14 protein-coding genes are annotated in these 16,653 nt (G+C 71.2%); 8 read left to right on the forward strand and 6 right to left on the reverse strand.

The genetic code is table 11. The annotated features are described in order from the left end of the window. The first annotated feature begins 19 nt into the window (after window positions 1-19). The 3 genes from AB0J42_RS19055 (at window position 20) to AB0J42_RS19065 (ending at window position 1,697) form a co-directional block, all read left to right on the forward strand. Window positions 20-280, forward strand: a complete 261-nt coding sequence (locus tag AB0J42_RS19055) for a hypothetical protein (RefSeq protein ID WP_364296020.1) — start codon at window positions 20-22, stop codon at window positions 278-280. Then, window positions 277-1,110: a carbohydrate ABC transporter permease gene (locus AB0J42_RS19060; protein ID WP_364296022.1), complete on the forward strand. Its 834-nt coding sequence runs from the start codon at window positions 277-279 to the stop codon at window positions 1,108-1,110. Before AB0J42_RS19055 ends, AB0J42_RS19060 begins: the two co-directional genes overlap by 4 nt. Window positions 1,111-1,256: 146 nt before the next feature. After that, entirely contained in the window at window positions 1,257-1,697 is a 441-nt protein-coding gene (locus AB0J42_RS19065) for an ATP-binding protein (RefSeq protein ID WP_364296024.1), read from the forward strand. Here the strand turns inward: AB0J42_RS19065 and AB0J42_RS19070 are convergent, their stop codons facing one another. The 6 genes from AB0J42_RS19070 to AB0J42_RS19095 all read right to left on the reverse strand — a co-directional run bounded on the left by AB0J42_RS19070 (window position 1,698) and on the right by AB0J42_RS19095 (window position 9,284). Further along, the gene (locus AB0J42_RS19070) at window positions 1,698-2,303 is read right to left on the reverse strand and encodes a VOC family protein (protein WP_364296026.1); all 606 of its coding nucleotides are present in this window, start codon (window positions 2,301-2,303) and stop codon (window positions 1,698-1,700) included. A 36-nt stretch (window positions 2,304-2,339) separates the two neighbouring features. Further along, entirely contained in the window at window positions 2,340-3,455 is a 1,116-nt protein-coding gene (locus AB0J42_RS19075) for a class I SAM-dependent methyltransferase (RefSeq protein WP_364296028.1), read from the reverse strand. A gap of 176 nt (window positions 3,456-3,631) precedes the next feature. Next, window positions 3,632-6,817: a DUF87 domain-containing protein gene (locus AB0J42_RS19080; protein ID WP_364296030.1), complete on the reverse strand. Its 3,186-nt coding sequence runs from the start codon at window positions 6,815-6,817 to the stop codon at window positions 3,632-3,634. Beyond that, a complete protein-coding gene (locus tag AB0J42_RS19085; protein WP_364296032.1) occupies window positions 6,814-7,440 on the reverse strand; it encodes a hypothetical protein in 627 nt (208 codons plus the stop codon). The genes AB0J42_RS19080 and AB0J42_RS19085 overlap by 4 nt, the downstream gene beginning before the upstream one ends. 3 nt (window positions 7,441-7,443) lie before the next feature. Then, window positions 7,444-8,412, reverse strand: coding sequence for a DUF559 domain-containing protein (locus AB0J42_RS19090; RefSeq protein WP_364296034.1), 969 nt, complete (start codon window positions 8,410-8,412; stop codon window positions 7,444-7,446). Between the two features lie 104 nt (window positions 8,413-8,516). After that, window positions 8,517-9,284 (reverse strand): intradiol ring-cleavage dioxygenase, encoded by a 768-nt coding sequence (locus tag AB0J42_RS19095; protein WP_364296036.1) that lies wholly within the window; start codon window positions 9,282-9,284, stop codon window positions 8,517-8,519. Window positions 9,285-9,420: 136 nt separating this feature from the next. Here AB0J42_RS19095 and AB0J42_RS19100 point away from each other — a divergent pair, with 136 nt between their 5' ends. Genes AB0J42_RS19100 through AB0J42_RS19120 form a run of 5 tightly spaced genes read left to right on the forward strand, consistent with a single transcriptional unit; the run spans window position 9,421 to window position 16,651 of the window. After that, entirely contained in the window at window positions 9,421-9,918 is a 498-nt protein-coding gene (locus AB0J42_RS19100; RefSeq protein WP_364296038.1) for a hypothetical protein, read from the forward strand. Continuing rightward, window positions 9,918-11,369 carry a hypothetical protein gene (locus tag AB0J42_RS19105; protein ID WP_364296040.1) on the forward strand — a complete coding sequence of 484 codons (1,452 nt, stop codon included), beginning with the start codon at window positions 9,918-9,920 and terminating at the stop codon, window positions 11,367-11,369. Before AB0J42_RS19100 ends, AB0J42_RS19105 begins: the two co-directional genes overlap by 1 nt. Then, entirely contained in the window at window positions 11,366-12,775 is a 1,410-nt protein-coding gene (locus AB0J42_RS19110) for a VWA domain-containing protein (protein ID WP_364296042.1), read from the forward strand. The genes AB0J42_RS19105 and AB0J42_RS19110 overlap by 4 nt, the downstream gene beginning before the upstream one ends. A gap of 8 nt (window positions 12,776-12,783) precedes the next feature. Continuing rightward, window positions 12,784-13,896, forward strand: coding sequence for an AAA family ATPase (locus tag AB0J42_RS19115; RefSeq protein ID WP_364296044.1), 1,113 nt, complete (start codon window positions 12,784-12,786; stop codon window positions 13,894-13,896). A 49-nt stretch (window positions 13,897-13,945) separates the two neighbouring features. Beyond that, window positions 13,946-16,651 (forward strand): DUF5682 family protein, encoded by a 2,706-nt coding sequence (locus AB0J42_RS19120; protein ID WP_364296046.1) that lies wholly within the window; start codon window positions 13,946-13,948, stop codon window positions 16,649-16,651. The last annotated feature ends 2 nt before the right edge of the window (window positions 16,652-16,653 follow it).

Genomic DNA, 16,653 nt, shown 5'->3' on the forward strand with positions numbered 1-16,653 from the left:
CCGGTCGATCACCCTGCCGATGCTCGGTCGTACGACAGCGCTGATCATCGTGCTGCAGCTGCTCGCCTCGCTGAAGGTGTTCGACCAGATCTACCTGATGACCGGCGGCGGGCCGGAGGACGCCACCCGGCCGATCATCGAGTACGCCTACGACGTGGGCTTCACCGGTTACCGCATCGGCTACGCGTCCGCCGTCTCCTACATCCTCTTCGTCCTGATCGTCATCGTGTCCCTGGCGCAGCTCCGGCTGTTCCGCAAGCGTGCGGAGGTCTCGTCATGACCAAGCGGTTCAGCGTGAGCCAGCTCATCCTGCTGGTGGTCGCCCTGGTGCTGGCGGTCATCTGGATCGCGCCCATCGCCTGGGCGGTGGCCACCTCGCTCAAGCCCGAGGACGAGACCACCAAGCTGCCGCTGGAGTGGTTCGGCAGCCGCGTCACGCTCGACGCCTACGAGCTGGTGCTGGGCACCGGCGGCATCATCAAGTGGGCCGTCAACTCCACCGTGACCGCGGTGATCGTCACGTTCATGACCGTCCTGCTGTCGGCGATGGCCGCGTACGGGTTCGCCCGTACGCAGTTCAAGGGGCAGCGGGCGCTGCTGGCGCTGATCCTGGCCGGGATCATGGTGCCGCCGCAGGTGCTGATCGCGCCGCTGTTCGCCGAGATGGTCGCGCTCGGGCTGGTCGACACCTGGTGGGCGATCATCCTGCCGCAGGTGGCGGCGCCGCTGATCGTCTTCATCCTGTACAAGTTCTTCCAGGACGTGCCGGCGGAGCTGGAACAGGCCGCGTTCGTGGACGGGGCCGGGCGCTGGCGGGTGTTCTTCCAGATCGTGCTGCCGCTCTCGCGGCCGGTGCTGGCCGCGGTGTCGATCTTCACGTTCATCACCACGTGGAACAACTTCCTCTGGCCGTTCCTGGTCTCCACCGACCCGAACACGATGACGCTGCCGGTCGGCCTGGCCAACGTGGTGCAGGGCACCTTCGGCCTCCGGTACGCGCAGATCATGGCCTCGGTCGTGCTCGCGGGACTGCCGCTGATGGTGGTGTTCGTGCTGTTCCAGCGCCAGATCGTGCGCGGCGTCGCGCACACCGGACTGGCCGGCCAGTGACCGGGTGCTCGCCGGCGAGCACCCTTACCCGCCGCCGCCGTGAGGTGATTGTCACGGCGGCGGCACAGCCGTGAGGTCAACCCGTCACCCTCTTCTCTACGTACAGGTTTCGACAGCGCCCGGGACCGTTTCAGGAGAGGGACGACATGGCCACCCTGAGATCAGCTCCGCAGAGCCGCACCCAGTACGCGTGGCCGCTGCCCGGCGACGCCCGCGCGGTGGCCAGCGCCCGCGCCGACGCGCGCAAGGCACTGGAAGGGCTCGGCCTGGACGCCGAGGCGGTCGACGACGCGGTGCTGATGGTGAGCGAGATCGTCACCAACGCCCTGCTGTACGGGGACCCGCCGTACGAGATGACGGTCCGCGCCGACCCGGCGGAGATCGTCTGCGCGGTCGTGGACAGCGGCCGGCCGCTGCCCGCGCCGCGCTCGCCGGGCAGCGGCGACGAGCGGGGGCGCGGCCTGCACATCGTGGCGATCCTGTCGGACGGGTTCTACGGCTGCCACCCCCAGCGCTACCTCGCCTGGCCCGCCCGCCTGGGCAAGGCGACCTGGTTCGCCCTGCCCCGCGGGACGGAGGCCGCCTGATCAGCGTTCCAGGGTGATGCCTTCCCTTCGCAGGTCCTCGATGACGCCGTCCACCAGGCGGGTGCTGACCGTGTGGGAGAGCCGGCCGGTCTCGCGGAGCTCCCGGACGGCCGGGACCGGGTCGGGGTCGGCGAACAGGCGCTCGTCGGTGTGGTCCGCCGGCCTGCCGGTCGCGTCGAGCGCCCACCAGGACGCCTCCATCGCGATCCCGTTGGGGTCGCTGAAGTAGATGGAGCGCAGGAAGCCGTGGTCGATGACGTCGGTGACCTCGCAGCCGTGCTCCTTGAGCCGGTCGCGGAGCCGGACCAGGGCGTCCTCGTCGGGCAGGTGGAGCGAGAGGTGGTCGAACTGGGAGGCCTTGGCGTACGGGACGCCGGCGGGCTTGGCGAAGCTGTCGATCTCCTGGTCGGTGTATTCGAAGAAGGCGACCGTGCTGCCGGGGCCGACTTCGAAGAAGTAGTGCCGGAACGCGGGGATGGCCAGCGTGGCGACGAGGCGGGCATCGAGGACGCCGTGCCAGAACCTGACCGTGGCGTCCATGTCGGCCGTGATGAGGGCGAGGTGGTGAACGCCCCGCCAGTGCACCGTTTCTGGGGTTGCAGCCATGCCGCAACCGTACGCGTTTCAACTACTTCCGGGTAGTCACGTACCGGTGAGATCCATTGGCGCCGTCGTCGGCTGGGCGCGCAGGCGGCGCACCTCCCGCGGACCGGCCCAGCGGGTGATCGCCTCCTCGTCGGCGAAGGCCACCGCGCGCAGCATGTTGCCGCCGTCCGTCGCCTCGACCGTGCGGCGCAGCCGCTCCCGCAGCCGCTCCGGCAGCTTCGTGGTGCCGGCCTCGATCGTGTCGCCGTAGAAGGGCGCGAATCCCACCCCCGCGAAGCCGGTACGGCGCAGCAGCACGGGCAGCGTGTCGGCCGAGTAGAACATCAGATGGTTCCTGGTGAAGCCGCTCCACGCCGACCCGTACGCCTTGAGCAGCAGCGAGTTGGCGTTGACCGTGAGGATCATCAGCACCCCGCCCGGCGCCAGCAGCTCCCGGAACCGGCTGAAGTCCTCCAGCGGCCGGGGCAGGTGCGCCAGCACCGACCAGAGCGTGATCACGTCGAAGCCGCCCGCGGCGATCTCCGGCACGTCCTCCGGCGCGCCCAGGTACGCCCGCGCCCGGGACAGCCGCTCGTTGGCCTGGGCGACAGAGTCGGGCGACAGGTCCACGCCCACCGCGTCGAAACCGCGCTCCTCGGCCAGCTCCAGGAACAGCCCCGCGCCGCAGCCGAAGTCGAGCAGCCGCCGCCCCGCGCCGTCGTCGAAGACCGGGGAGAACGCGTCCATCGTGAGCTGGTAGCGGCGCTGCCGGTTGGCCGCGTACTTGCCGGTCAGGAACTTGCTGTAGCCCTTGGCGTACAGGTCGCCGAGCCGTTCGGGCAGGATGTTCGGGTCGCGGTAGAGGAAGCCGCACGAGGGGCAGCGCACCACCCGGTAGCGCCACTTGTCCCCGTCGCCCACCGGCTCGAACAGCGGCTGCACCCGCGGCTCGCCGCAGAGCATGCAGTCGACGAACTCCTCGATCTCGCGCAGCGGCACGGACGCCCGGTAGTCCTCCGGCTCCACGATCGGCGACCGTCTCAGCAGCCTGCGCCACTGCGCCTCGCGTGCCAGCCGCTCTCCCGGCCGGACGTAGACCCGCTGCGCCCACGGCACCTTGTCGTAGCGCGAGCCGTAGACCAGCTTGGCGAGCAGCCGTCGGGCCGAGACCATGGCGAACCCCTAACGCAGACGTATGCGCGGGATTTGCCCTACCTCATTTCCGACTATTCCATTGCTGAAGTCAGCAAGCCATCACCAAAAGGCCAAGGCGGGCGCTTGGTGACGGATTGACAAGGCTGCCCTGGGAGAGCAGGGCCGCGAACGGAGAGCGCTCTCCCAGCACAAGGTCACCGGCGGGCCGCGCGGGCCAGCACCTCCTCCGTCGTCAGCGGCGCCCGCGGATGGTGGCTCAGGCACATCGGCACCCGGGCCTTCGCGAACGCGCTCCCCTCCGGCGCCACATAGAACTCACCCGAGGACAGCCGGGCGATGTCCGGCGTCGAACCGCCCTTGGCCCGCGCCATCTCCCTGGCCGCCTCGATCTGCGCCGGCGCGTTCAGCAGGCCGAAGAACTGCGTGGCGGCGTTGCCCGGGATCTGGTTGTGCAGGCCCTTCGGCGCCTGGGTGGCGAACACCAGGCCCAGCCCGTACTTGCGGGCCTGCGACGACAGCGCCAGCGTGCTGTACGTGCAGGCTGTCACCCGGCCGTTGCCCGGCGCGAAACTCTGCGCCTCGTCCATCACGAACAGCCCGCCCAGCGGCCGGTCACCCGCCGGGTTCTTCTTGATCCAGGCGAACAGCGCCATCTGAAGCTGACTGACGAAGCTCTGCCGCTGCTCGTCGTTCGGCAGCCCGACGAAACTGATCACCGACACCCGCGCCCGCTTACCCGGCGACGGCGTCAGCAGCAGACCCGGATCCACCGGCTCGCCCCCGCCGCCGAACAGCGGATCGTTGTCCATCGCCGCCTGCAACGACTGCGCCACGTCCGCCGCGATCCGGTGCGCGTTCGCCAGCTCGCTCACCCCGTCCGGCAGATCGGCCAGCAGCCCGATCAGCCCCTTCAGGGTCGACCCGCCGCCCCGGCCGTAGTGCTCCAGAGCCTTGCGCAGCACCGCCTGCCCGAACCGCGCCTTCTGCGTCTGCGCGTCCAGCCTCGCCCGCGGCACGATCGACGTCACCGCCGACTCCACCGCCTCCGCGAACTCGTCCGGATCGTCGGCCACCTGCGCGAAGTCCGGCAGCGGCTGGAAACTCAGCGGCCTGCCCGCCTCGCGGCGCGGCGTCCACACCACCACCTCGGTGCTTTCGAGGTACTCCGCGGCCTTCCGCTCGTCCCCCTCCAGCCAGCCCTGCGGCCGCTGCGGCCATCCGTCACCCAGCCGGGCCAGGTCGTTGTTCGGGTCCAGCACGATCGCGGACACGCCGAGCAGCGCGCACTCCTCGACCAGCCGCCTGATCAGCACCGTCTTCCCCGAACCGGAGCCCGCGAAGATCGCCGTGTGCTTCCGCAGCGCCTCCAGCGCCACCCCCACCGGCTGCCCGCCCTCGACGGTCCTCCCCAGCGGGACGTACGGGACGGCCTTCTCGACTCTCGCCGGCTGCTCCGGCCGTGCGGCCGTTCGCGGATCCCGGCCGACCGGCGGAAAGGGCTCCTTCCGTACGGGAGCGTCCCCGACCCGGGTGAGCGGATCGCTCAGGGCCTCCGTGAGGAAGCTGACGGCACGGGTGGGACGGCGGGAAGCCAGCCAGGACGCCAGCCCGGGCGGCCCCTCCGCGATCAGGTCCTTGAGTGCGGCCAGAACACGCAGGTCGTCATCCGTATAGGACAGGGTTTTTCCGCCCGCCCGCTCGAAGGCCGCGATCACCTCGCGGGTCCGCGCCCCCTTCGACCAGTCCGCGTTGCGCAGCAGGAAGAGCCGCCGCTTGGGCACCTGGGCATCCAGACCCGCCGCCAGCGAGGCCTTCCGGATCCGGTTGAGCGCCGAGACCGCGTGCCCGGCGGTGACCGCCCGGAACGCCCAGTGCGCCTCGTCCTCCGTGGCCTCGTCCAAGGTGCGCCGGAGCCGCGCGTGCAGCGGCGGCTTGGCGCTGGGCGGCGGGTCGACGCTGAACGACGCCCCGTGCGCGCCCTGCTCGGTCACCCACGCCGACAGCCCGGCCGCCAGCAGCGGCGGCATGAGCACGTCCTCGGTGGCCTGCTCGATCTGAGGCGCGGCACCGGCGTCGCGGAGCGTGGCGAAGCGGGCGTCCAGAGCGGCGTGCGCCGCCGCTGTGGGTTCGGCCCTGGTTTGTTCCGGCCTGCCGGCCGCTGGTTCGCGCCGGCCCTCGCCCGCCGGAGGGTACGGCTGGGCGGTGAGGCTGGTCAGCTCCCTGGCCTCGCCGCTGAGCAGGCAGCCCCGGACGTGCTTGTCGATCGCGATGAGCAGCTGCCGCGCGGTGAACCCGGGCGCCCGGTCGAACGCCTCCGGCCTGACCGGCCAGGTCGGGTACGGCGGCTCGACCCCGGCGGCCCCGTACTGCACGCCGAACCGCTTGGCCACCAGCTCGCGCGCCGTCTCCGGGTCGGGGATGGTCTTGAGCTGCACCGCCGTACGGAACCGGTCGCGGACCGTGTCGACCGCCTCCCGCTCGATGAGCGTCCAGGTCTGCGGGATGCAGGAGACGACCGTCAGCGTGCGCCGGGTGTTCTCGCGCAGCGACATCAGGCCGCCCGCGATCCGTTCCAGGAGCAGGACGTCGCCGTGGCCGCCGTCCGTGACCGCGTCGGTCGAGGTCCAGGACTGGGCGACCAGCGGGTCGATCTGGTCGACCGCGATGACCGTCGGCCCGGTGAGCGCCAGCAGGTGGGACACTTCCCTGACGATCTCCTGCGGTGTCTTCCTGATCGGCCGGATGCCCCAGCGGGCGCGCTCACCTTCCTCACCCTCGGGCATCGCGTACAGGAACGACTCGCCGATGTCCTGCAGCGCCGGCTCGGGGGAGGCGTAGAGCACCAGCGCCCGCGCGGTGTCCTGGGCGCCGCGCCCGACCGCCTCGTTCATCTGCCGCAGCGAGAGGATGAACGCGTCCAGCTCCTCCCGAGAGAGCGTTTTCTTGCCCGTCACCGCCCGGCGCGGCATCCGGGACAGGTCGGCGAGCGCCGCCAGCCGCGACAGCAGGACCCTGAGCTGCGACTCCCGGCCCACCCCCGGACGCGAGAAGCTGTCGAGGAGCGACACCATGACGCTCTCCCAGAAGCCCTTCGCGTCGAGCAGCCCGACCAGGACGAAGTAGCCGCCCTCGCGCTGGACCACCTGCCGCAGCCAGCCGAGCAGATGCGTCTTCCCGGTGCCGCGCTGACCTTGGACGACCACCCCGATGGGGCTGCCCGCGTGCTCCCCGCTCGCCTGGGCCAGCCCGTCCAGCATGATCTTGGACGACTGCCCGTGCAGACCCTCCACGTGGTACGGGGAGTCCTGCCACACGTCGTCGGCCGCTTCGGTGTAGTGGAAGCTGAGCGCTCTGAGGGCGTCGACGCCTGGGCCTGTCATGCTTCACCGATCCACAGCAGGTGCTTCTCCTGATCCCCGATGATCACCCCGGCTTCCCGGTCTTCGGGGGTGAGGGTCTTCTGGTTGGACTCCGGGACGATGTTCACGTCGGGAAGCCGTTCCATCCGCGTGAGCGCGGCGTCAACCTCGTCCCGGGGCGCGTCGCCCAGCAGCGGCCGGAGCCGGGCCAGCCCCACCCAGGAGCCGGGTGCCGGAGCCAGCTGCGCGTACGCGGCGCGGATGCGCTTTTCCAGGTCGCCGGGCGGCGGTTCGAGGGGTGCGGACACGTCGGCGAACGTGAGCCGGGAACGCTCCATATATTTCTGCAGCCAGCCGACCAGGCCACGGGCGACGACCGCCGGCGAGCCGGTCATCGCGGGAAGCCTTCCTTCGCGCAGGTCGTCCTGGAGGCGAGCCCAGCCGCTGTCGGTGAGCACGTGTACGAACCCTCGGCCCTTTTTCCAGCTGTCGACCAGCTTCAGGTCGTTAAGATCGCGGCGTTTGTCGCCGTCGATGGTCAGGCCGTACCGCTCCTTGAGGACAAGGTTGGTGACCTCGGCGTTCTCCATGGCCAGCGCCATCAGCGCGGCGAATTCCGGGAGCGACAGCTTGCGCTCAGACATGTTTCATCCTTCTCGTGAGGCACGGCGGTTCCGCAGGAAAAGCTCGATCTGTCGGACCACTGCCTGGGGATCGGTCAGCACCTGGACATCGGTGAAACGGAGCACGGCGTAACCGGCGATCTGAAGCCGCACGTCACGGGCCCTGTCGTCGGCGAACTTCTCCGGGGTCCGGTGATCGGATCCGTCCACTTCGACGATGCACCGCTCGTCCGCCCAGAGCAGGTCCACCCGTACAGGAGAGGCGAGAGCACTGGGACAGAGCGTCTGGTTCCACGCCCGCCCGGCCGCCCACGGGCACCCGCGCAGCGCGGACTCCAGCGCGTGCTCCACGGCGCTCGCCGGATGCGGCTTCCCGGCCACGGGCGGGTGGCTTTTCGGCGGTGCGGGCTGGGCGATGAGGACGGTTTCCACCCGGTCCACCGCCGGGAGCGGCCCGGAGAGCCAGACGCCCAGCCCGGCGCGGTGGGCGAGCCATTCACCGGCCGCCACCAGGGCTTCCTGACCGGCGGGTGAGAGCCCTTCCGGGACGTCCACCAGGAGGGCCGCGCCGGGACGGGAGAAGGCAGCGGCCAGCGCCCTGGCCAGCCCGACCGCCCGCACCTCCGACGGGAACCGGCTGGGCCGGATCTCGGGCGCGAGGCTGGCCCGCAGGTCCGGGAGCGAGCCGGGGCGGGCGTGCAGGGCGCGTTCCGCCAGTTCGGCGAGGAACGGTCCGAAGTGGGCGGTGGTGGCGGCGGTGCGGAGGGCGAGGGCGCGTACGGCGGGCAGGCCCGCGCCGCCTGGGCCGTCGATGCCCCGGGCGTCCGGCAGCCAGGCGGGGAACAGGCCGAGCACCGTGGCGTCCAGTTCGTCCAGGATCGCGGAGACCAGCGCCTTCGGAGAGCGCGCCTCGCGGACGGCGCAGGTGAGGATCGCGGGGGCCTCGCGGGGCAGGGAGTCGGCGGCGAGCGGCAGCGCGCCGGCGCCTTCCAAGCGTACGACCTTCCCCGTCGGTAACGCGACCCAGGACCGCACCGCTCGCCTCCGTCATCGGACAGTGGTGGCGACGTTATACGGCGGTGCGCGTGGCTGTCCCGCTATCGGCCGTTCTGGCCAGGGTCGGCCGCGAAGACGATGGCGCCGAGGTAGCCGTCGCCGTCGGGGGTGACCTTCATGAGCATCTCCTCCCGGAAGATGCCGTCGGTCTCGTTGCGCGTGTTCCGGTCGCCGCGGGCCGCGTACGGGTTCTCCGCCAGGACCCGGTCGTTGAGCGCCTCGTCGAACATCACCTGCGTGGTCAGCACCCGGGCGTCGCTGATGTGCACCATCGCGTGGATGTGTACGCATCGTCCCGGGTACCAGCCTGGCCAGATCGTGGTGAACTCCACGATCCCGTCGGCGTTGGTGACCTGGGCGCCGCGCAGGTAGCGCTGGTCGTCCTGCGGGGTCAGGTCGCCGGAGCCCCGGGACATCGCCTCGGCGCCCGAGTACAGGCCGCCCGCGTCGCAGTGCCAGATCTCCACCACCGCGTCCTTGATCGGGGTGCAGCTCCCGCTGTCCTGGACCTTGACGGCGACCCGCAGCCGGACGCCCTCCCGGTCCTCGCGGATGTCGGAGCGGACCTTGTCGGCGTCGAAGTAGAACGGGCCGGCAGTCGTGGCGGGGGTGAGCGTGCAGGTGTTCGCGCCGTCGAACAGCGAGGTGAGGTCGTCGGCGGTGGTCGCGCGCGGGACGACGGTCTCGCCGGTGGAGGTGGTGACCGGCTGCCCGCCGGACGTGCAGGCGGCGACGAGAGCGCCGAGCCCGAGGGAGCCGACGCCCGCGATCAGCCTCCGCCTGCTGACCCGCTGGCCTTCATGATGCATGTCGTTCCCTTCGGCGGGGTTTCGACGCTAAAGGGCCGACATGAACGTCTCCTGAGAACGGGCACGCCGATTGTCGGTGGCCTCCGCTAGTTTTCCGGTCGTTGATCGTCGCCGAACCGGCTGGAGGTCGTTCATCATGCCCGCGGACCAGACCGCGTGGGAGCAGAGCAGCGTGACGTGTGTGGTGCCTCCAGTCCAGCCGCGCAAGCTGGCCAAGGTGCCGTTCGTCGAGCTAGCCGACGGCAGGCTGCAGGGGGTCGTGTCGAGCGGATCCGACATCGCTCGCGTGTACGTCTCCTCCATCGCCGCGGAATCCCACGCCTTCAACTGCAGCACCAACAACAACCGCCCGTGCGGGGGCCTGCGCGGCTCGCTCTGCAAGCACCTGCGGTCCCTGGTGGACGAGGCGGTCGTGCAGTACGGGGCCGAACGGGTCGCCCGATACCTGCGGGTCGATGCGGCCGAGACGGCGGCGTCCGGGGCCGACCTGGTGGCCCGGCTCGACGGGTCGCCGGAGCCGCTGCCCGCGGCCGTGGTGTTCAGCCGCTTCCTCCGCCATCTGGGCTACCTGGAGCTGCCCGTCACCACCGCGCCGCTCCCCGAGATGCACTGGTTCCCCGGGACGGTGCGCTGATGCTGGGAGTGCAGCTGAACGAGCTGGTCGGCGGGCTCCCTGCTGGCCTCGCCGAGGCGCTGGAGCTGGTCGACGGCTTCGACGAGGCCCTGTCCCACGGTCTCGGGCGGATGAGCGAGCAGCGGGCCGCCGCGATCGGCGCGCTGGCGGGCGCGGTCGCGGCCACCCCGCTGGGCGACCGGGTCACCGAGGCGGCCGCCAAGGTGTCGGCGGGGTCCGTCGGCGGTGAACACCTGACGGCGCTGGCGGCGGCGCGCGCCGCGCTGCTGGGCGCCGCCCACGACGCCCTCCTGTCCGGCTTGGACGAGTCCCTGAACAGGCAGCGAGACCCCGGTCCTTCGGCGGAGCAGACCGACGGTGATTCGTCGGAGACGCCTGACGACGCCGGTGGGTCGCTCGTACTCGAAGGGCTGCTCGCCGGGTGCCGGTCGTGGCTGCACGAGCTGGCCATCACCGGCTGGCGGGGGGTGAGCCACGACCTGGCCTCCGCCGGTGACCAGGCGATCGAGAGCGCGCTCGCCGAGCCGAGGCTGCGCCGCCTGGCCGTGCTGCTCGACGGGCTCGCCGCCGAGCTGCGGGACTCGTCGCCGGTGTCCACGATGGAGCGGCTGCCCGTGCGCCGCTGGGCGGACCTGTGGATGCGGGCGACCTTGCTGGCCGAACCGGGCTGGCCGGCGTCCACGCGAGGCGGGGAAGGTGCCGAGTCGGTGTCGGGGCGGCTGCTGCCGCTCGGGGCCGATGTGCATGAGCACGGCACCGCCGTACAGGTTCAGCTGCACGCGGTGCTGGAGCCCGCCGGCGGTGGGACGCCGCGGCTGGTACGGGCGAACGTCGCGGCGGGCAAGGTCGACACCATCACCGGGCCTGCCGTGTGGGGGCTGTTCCAGGCTTATCCGGTGCTGCTGGCCGCGCTGGCGAAACACCTGGCCGTGACGGTCGACGGCATGACGTTGCTGCCCGGCGGCGACCTGGTCTGGCAGGAGGAGAAGGCCGCCGCGGGCGAGCTGACGAACCCGTTCGCCACGGCCCGGCTGATGCTCTCGGGCGCGCTCGCCCCGCCGGTCCCGCCGCTGGACCGTCACCCGGCGCGCGTCGCGGAACCGGTCCTGGTCGAGGGCTATCAAGCGACGAAGACCGACGACGGGGTCACACTCACGCTCGACGGCGCCACCCTGCCGTTCACCACCGGCCGCCTGCCTGGGTGCGGCCCCCTCACCCCCGAACTGCTCGCCGCCTCCACCGCCTGCGTCGGACTGCTGCGCTGGGACGCCGGCGGATGGCTGCTACAGCCGCTCGCCGTCCAGGCCACGGTCAAGAAGAAGCCGGTCGCCGTCCACAACGGCGACTGGGCGCTGGGCACCACCGACCCCAAGGCGGCCAAGGCCACCGCCAAGACAGGCGACCCCGTAAGCGTGCTCCGCGAACGAGCAGGACGGTTGCTCCGCAAATGACCACCCCCGAAACCCCTACGAGCAGTTCCGTCACCACTCCGGACGGGACTGACGCCCACGACATCACCGCTCCTGAGGGGACCGCTCGCGGCGCGGTCAGCGAGAGGACACCGCAGGACATCGCCGAGGCGAATCGGCGGCAAGTGCTGCTCTGGCGGTTGCTGGCCCGGGTGTTCGGCGCCGAGGAGCAGCCGTCGCTGGAGTCCGCGAGCGTGGCCGTGGTCGACGATCTCGGGCTGCCGGCCCAGGTGCTGGATCCGTCCGTGTCCGTGGACAACCTGGTGCAGCGTTTCCCCGAGCTGGCCGACGAGTTCCGGGGGCTGATGACGGGTGATGACGAGCGGGACCGCGCCCGTACCGCCGCGCTCGCCTCGAAACTGCTGCTCAACCTGTTCGCGACCGGCCAGGGGAACGTGAGCGCCACCCAGCTGGCCGCCTGGCAGCGGGACGCGGGCTGGTTCGAGCAGGCGCTCGGCTGTCAGCCCGGCGAGCTGCGTGCCCAGGCCGGTCAGGACGAGCTGGGCGGGATGCTCGCCGGTCTCGAAGGCGACCTGGTGCGGCGGATGCGGCTGCGGGAGGTGCTCAAGGACCCGGCGCTGGCCAGGCAGCTGACGCCCAGTATGTCGCTCATCGAGCAGTTGCTCCGCGACAAGGCCAACCTGTCCGGGGTGGCGCTGGCCAACGCCAAGGCGCTGATCCGCCGTTATGTGGACGAAGTCGCCCAGGTGCTGCGTACGCAGGTGCAGCAGACGAGTGTGGGCACGGTCGACCGGTCCGTGCCGCCGAAGCGGGTCTTCCGTAACCTCGACCTGGACCGGACGATCTGGAAGAACCTCACCAACTGGAACAGCGAGGACGAGCGGCTGTACGTGGACCGGCTCTTCTACCGGCACACCGCCCGCCGCACGACCCCCGCCCGCATGATCGTGGTCGTCGACCAGTCGGGCTCGATGGTGGACTCGATGGTCAACTGCACCATCCTGGCCTCGATCTTCGCCGGGCTGCCCAGGGTCGACGTCCACCTGATCGCCTACGACACGCGGGCGATCGACCTGACACCGTGGGTGAACGACCCGTTCGAGGTGCTGCTCCGTACCAACCTCGGCGGCGGCAACGACGGGCCGGTCGCGATGGCGATGGCCCGCCCCAAGATCACCGATCCGCGCAACACCGTGATGGTGTGGATCTCCGACTTCTACGAGTTCGACCGGTCTCAGCCGTTGTTCGACGGCATCCAGGCGGTCCATCGGTCGGGGGTCAAGTTCATCCCGGTGGGGTCGGTCAACAGCTCAGGCCGGCAGAGCGTGGAGCCGTGGTTCCGCCAGAAGTTCAAGGACCTGGGCACGCCCGTCATCTCGGGCCACATCGACAAACTCGTGTTCGAGCTCAAGAGCTTCCTCACCTAGGAGATCCCATGACGGAGATGCTGCGCGCCCCCGCCGAGGTCAAGTACGCCGAAGAGCTCGACTGGCTGGAGTCGGTCGACGACGGGCCCAAGCCGTTCTCGTGGCGGCTGAGCCCGCGCATGGTCCGGCTGTTCGTGCTCGGCTCCGAACGCTCCGACGGGCTCGACCGGGAGATCCCGCAGAAGTGGTTCGGCGACCGGAGCTTCGTCGAGCGGGCCATCGTCACGCTCGCGTCCGACCGGGGCCTGCTGCTGATCGGCGACCCGGGCACCGGCAAGAGCTGGCTGGCCGAGCTGCTGTCGGCCGCCATCTGCCGCAACTCGACGCTGGTCGTGCAGGGCACCGCCGGCACCACCGAGGACCACATCAAGTACTCGTGGAACGTGTCCATGGTGATCGCCAAGGGCCAGTCACGCGAGTCGATGATCCCGTCCCCGATCATGACGGCGATGGAGCAGGGCGTGATCGGCCGGTTCGAGGAGCTGACCCGCGCCACCAGCGACGTGCAGGACGCGCTCATCTCGATCCTGTCGGAGAAGTACGTGTCGATCCCCGAGCTGGACGACGACAACATCGTCTTCGCCAAGCCGGGCTTCTCCGTCATCGCCACCGCCAACAGCCGCGACCGGGGCGTCAACGACCTGTCGTCGGCGCTCAAGCGGCGCTTCAACTTCGTCCGCATCCCGGTGGTGACCAACAAGCGGAGCGAGGCGGAGATCGTCCGCTTCCGCACCACCGAGCTGCTGCGCCGGCACCGCATCGAGCTGGAGGTGCCGCCGACGCTCCTCGACATCCTGCTGCAGAGCTTCGCCGACCTGCGGGCCGCCGCCGAGTCGGCGACCGGCGACGACGAGCGGCTGGAGTCGGCGCTGTCCACCGCCGAGCAGATCGGCGTGCTGGAGGACGCGATCCTGCACAGCAACTTCTTCGGCGACCGCACGCTCCGCGCCGGCACGCTGGCCGGGTCGCTGGTCGGCTCGCTGGCCCGGCGCAGCCCCGAGGACCTGGCCATCCTCAACAAGTACTGGCACGGCGTGGTCGAGCCGCGCAGCAAGAAGGAGGGCGGCGCGTGGCCCGAGTTCCTGGAGGGCGGCCGCCAGGCGATCGAGACCCTGTCGTGATGCCCTCCCCACACCCGGAGGCGGGGTCCGCTGTGCCCAAGGAGATTCGATGAGCCCGTTCGCCGCGCTGCGCGAGCAGTTGCACGCCGCCGCCGAGGAGTTCGCCGACGGGCCGGGCGTGCTGTCCGGCATCCTGTCGGGCATGGTCGACGACGTCGACCGGGCGCTGGCCGAGCCGCTGGAGATCTTCCCGGTCTGCCACCACTCCCCGGCGTCGGCGCTGGCCATGGCCCGGCGGCTGCGCGAGAAGCAGCCCGAGGTCATCTATCTGGAGCTCTGCGAGGACCTGCGGCCGGTCCTCGACGAGCTACGCAACTGCCGGCTGCCGGTCGCGCTGCAGGCGTTCGCCACCGAGCTCGACGGCTTCCCCGCCGACTGGGGCCCGCTCAACGTGATCGCGCCCATCACCGAAACCTCCGCCGAGTACCAGGCCATCGCCTACGCGCTCGACACGCCCGGCGTGGAGCTGGTGCTGGTGGACCGCTCGGCCGACCACGTCTACCAGTGGCTGCCGAAGGAGCGCCCGGAAGAGCCCGTCGGCATCGAGATCGGCGACCTGCGCCCGCGCTTCGCCGAGCTGGAGGAGCACCTGCTCCACCACGCCAAGGTCCGCCACTGGTCGGAGTGGTGGGACCAGTACGTGGAGCAGCCGCTCTCCGGCGCCGACTACGACACCTACCGGCAGGTCATGGTGCTGATCGGCAGCCTGTTCCGGCGGCTCACCCCGGAGGGCTCGCCCCGGCTGGCCGGCGACGAGGAGCGCGAGCGCCACATGTGGACGCGCATGCGCGAGCACCTGGCCTCTTCCGGCGCCGACCCGTCCCGCTGCCTGTACGTGTGCGGCGCCTTCCACGCGGCCAGCCGGGTCGCGGAGTTCGGCCTGCGGCCGGAGAAGGCCGAGTACGAAGTCACGCCGCGTACCGGCACCACCTGGCAGTACGGCGTCGTCCCGGCCAGCCACTCCGCCATCGAGGCGCAGTTCGGGCTGGCCCCCGGCTCGGTGTCGATCGCCGCCGCCACCTTCGCCAAGGCGGTCACCCGAGGCCGAGTCAGCACGTACCGGCTCAAGGGGCAGCCCGCGAAGGCCGGAAAGCGCAAGAAGGCCCCCGCCACGCAGGAGCCGGTGGCCGACCGGCTCACCGGCTACCTGTCCAGCCCGCCCGCCCTGGACGAGCTGGACGAGGCCGAACTGCTCGGCTGGTGCGTCGACATCGTCCGGCTGGCCCGCCGCAACGGCTACCTGGCCAGCACCGCCGACGCCATCGCCGTCTTCGAGACGTCGATCCTGCTGGCCGGGATGCGCAACCGCGCCAGGCCCACCCCGTACGACTTCCAGGACGCGGCCGTCACCTGCATCGAGAAGGAGGCCGTGCCCGGCCGCAGGAACGTGGCGCAGCTCTGCGAGATCCTGCTCGGCGGCGACCGGATCGGCGAGGTCGGCTACGCGTCGCTGCCGCCGCTCGCCCAGGACGTCTACGACCGGCTCGAACCGCTCGGCGTCGACCTGCGCAAACGGGCCGTGCACCGGGTGCTGCTCGACTTCGGCGCCGACCCTGACCTGCTGCCCTGCTCCCACCTGCTGTGGATGCTGCACCGGCTGCTGCCGCAAGGCGCGGTGCGGCCGATCATGGGCACCCGCGCGCTGGGCGAGCGCTCCCGGCAGGAGAGCTGGGACGTGGCCGTCGGGCACCACCAGCGGGCGCTCATCGAGCTCGGCTACGAGGGCGTCACCGTCGAGCAGGTGCTGGAGCAGCGGCTCCGCGCGATGGTGACCGACCCGAAGGCGACCGCCGCCGTCGCGCTGCAGGCGGTGGAGGAGTCGATCGTGCTGCTGGGCAGCCCCCGGTTCACCGAGGAGCTGGGGGCCCGGGCGGTGGAGCTGCTGGCCGCCGAGCGCAGCGTCGACGACGCGCCCGACGTGCTGCGCCGCATCCGGCGGCTGCTCGCCCACTACCGGTCCGCCGAGCCCGCGCTGCCCGGCTGGGCCGAGCGGTTCGTCACCACCGGATACGCGCAGTACTGCACGCTGCTGCCGACCGCTTTCGTGGCCGACGACACCGGGGTGCGGCAGGTGGCGGCCATGCTCGGGTTCCTGGCCGGCATGGAGAGCCTGGCGATCTCGCTCGGCTGCGACCGCGCCCAGCTTGAGCTGGCGGTCAAGCAGTCGCACCCGACGGCGCCGGGCAAGGTGGCGCTGCTGTGGGCGGCCCGGTTCCAGCTCGGCCTGCTGACGCTGGGGGAGCTGCGGGAGCGCTGCGCGGAGCTGCTGGCCAACCCGCTGGTGGTGCCGTCGTTCCCGGCCTATCTGAGCGGGTTCGTGCAGGCGCTCGAACCCGCGCCCACGCTGACGCCGTTCGTGGTCGAGCTGATCTCCGACGCCTTCGCGAACCTGCCGGACAGCGTGCTGCTGCCGTGGCTGCCCAAGCTGATCACCACATTCAGGGACGAGGCCGCCGAACTGGTTCCGGTCCTCGTACGAGAGGCGGGCCGGACCTTCCCCGGCACACTCGCGGCGGTGGATTCCTGGACCCCGCCCTGGAACACCCCGCCCACCCCATCCGCACCCGCCCCTTCGAGCGGACCGGTAGCGGACCTGCTCACCGCCCACCCGGCCACGACCGACGCCCTGGCGACCCTCCTCGGCTGCGAAGGCACCTGGCCCGAGACAGGGAACCCGGCGTCCACCCTCCTGACCCGCCACCCCGCCACAGCCGAAGCCCTCGCAGCGCTGCTGACGGTCGGTGAGGGAACGTGAGT

It is taken from the genome of Nonomuraea sp. NPDC049649 (assembly GCF_040675175.1).
Taxonomy (GTDB): domain Bacteria; phylum Actinomycetota; class Actinomycetes; order Streptosporangiales; family Streptosporangiaceae; genus Nonomuraea.

What these genes read in the sequence shown, in the direction of transcription:
- AB0J42_RS19055 (WP_364296020.1), top strand. Translation starts at nt 20, where the DNA reads ATGCTCGGTCGTACGACAGCGCTGATCATCGTGCTGCAGCTGCTCGCC.
- AB0J42_RS19060 (WP_364296022.1), top strand. Translation starts at nt 277, where the DNA reads ATGACCAAGCGGTTCAGCGTGAGCCAGCTCATCCTGCTGGTGGTCGCC.
- AB0J42_RS19065 (WP_364296024.1), top strand. Translation starts at nt 1,257, where the DNA reads ATGGCCACCCTGAGATCAGCTCCGCAGAGCCGCACCCAGTACGCGTGG.
- AB0J42_RS19070 (WP_364296026.1), bottom strand. Translation starts at nt 2,303, where the DNA reads ATGGCTGCAACCCCAGAAACGGTGCACTGGCGGGGCGTTCACCACCTC.
- AB0J42_RS19075 (WP_364296028.1), bottom strand. Translation starts at nt 3,455, where the DNA reads ATGGTCTCGGCCCGACGGCTGCTCGCCAAGCTGGTCTACGGCTCGCGC.
- AB0J42_RS19080 (WP_364296030.1), bottom strand. Translation starts at nt 6,817, where the DNA reads ATGACAGGCCCAGGCGTCGACGCCCTCAGAGCGCTCAGCTTCCACTAC.
- AB0J42_RS19085 (WP_364296032.1), bottom strand. Translation starts at nt 7,440, where the DNA reads ATGTCTGAGCGCAAGCTGTCGCTCCCGGAATTCGCCGCGCTGATGGCG.
- AB0J42_RS19095 (WP_364296036.1), bottom strand. Translation starts at nt 9,284, where the DNA reads ATGCATCATGAAGGCCAGCGGGTCAGCAGGCGGAGGCTGATCGCGGGC.
- AB0J42_RS19100 (WP_364296038.1), top strand. Translation starts at nt 9,421, where the DNA reads ATGCCCGCGGACCAGACCGCGTGGGAGCAGAGCAGCGTGACGTGTGTG.
- AB0J42_RS19105 (WP_364296040.1), top strand. Translation starts at nt 9,918, where the DNA reads ATGCTGGGAGTGCAGCTGAACGAGCTGGTCGGCGGGCTCCCTGCTGGC.
- AB0J42_RS19110 (WP_364296042.1), top strand. Translation starts at nt 11,366, where the DNA reads ATGACCACCCCCGAAACCCCTACGAGCAGTTCCGTCACCACTCCGGAC.
- AB0J42_RS19115 (WP_364296044.1), top strand. Translation starts at nt 12,784, where the DNA reads ATGACGGAGATGCTGCGCGCCCCCGCCGAGGTCAAGTACGCCGAAGAG.
- AB0J42_RS19120 (WP_364296046.1), top strand. Translation starts at nt 13,946, where the DNA reads ATGAGCCCGTTCGCCGCGCTGCGCGAGCAGTTGCACGCCGCCGCCGAG.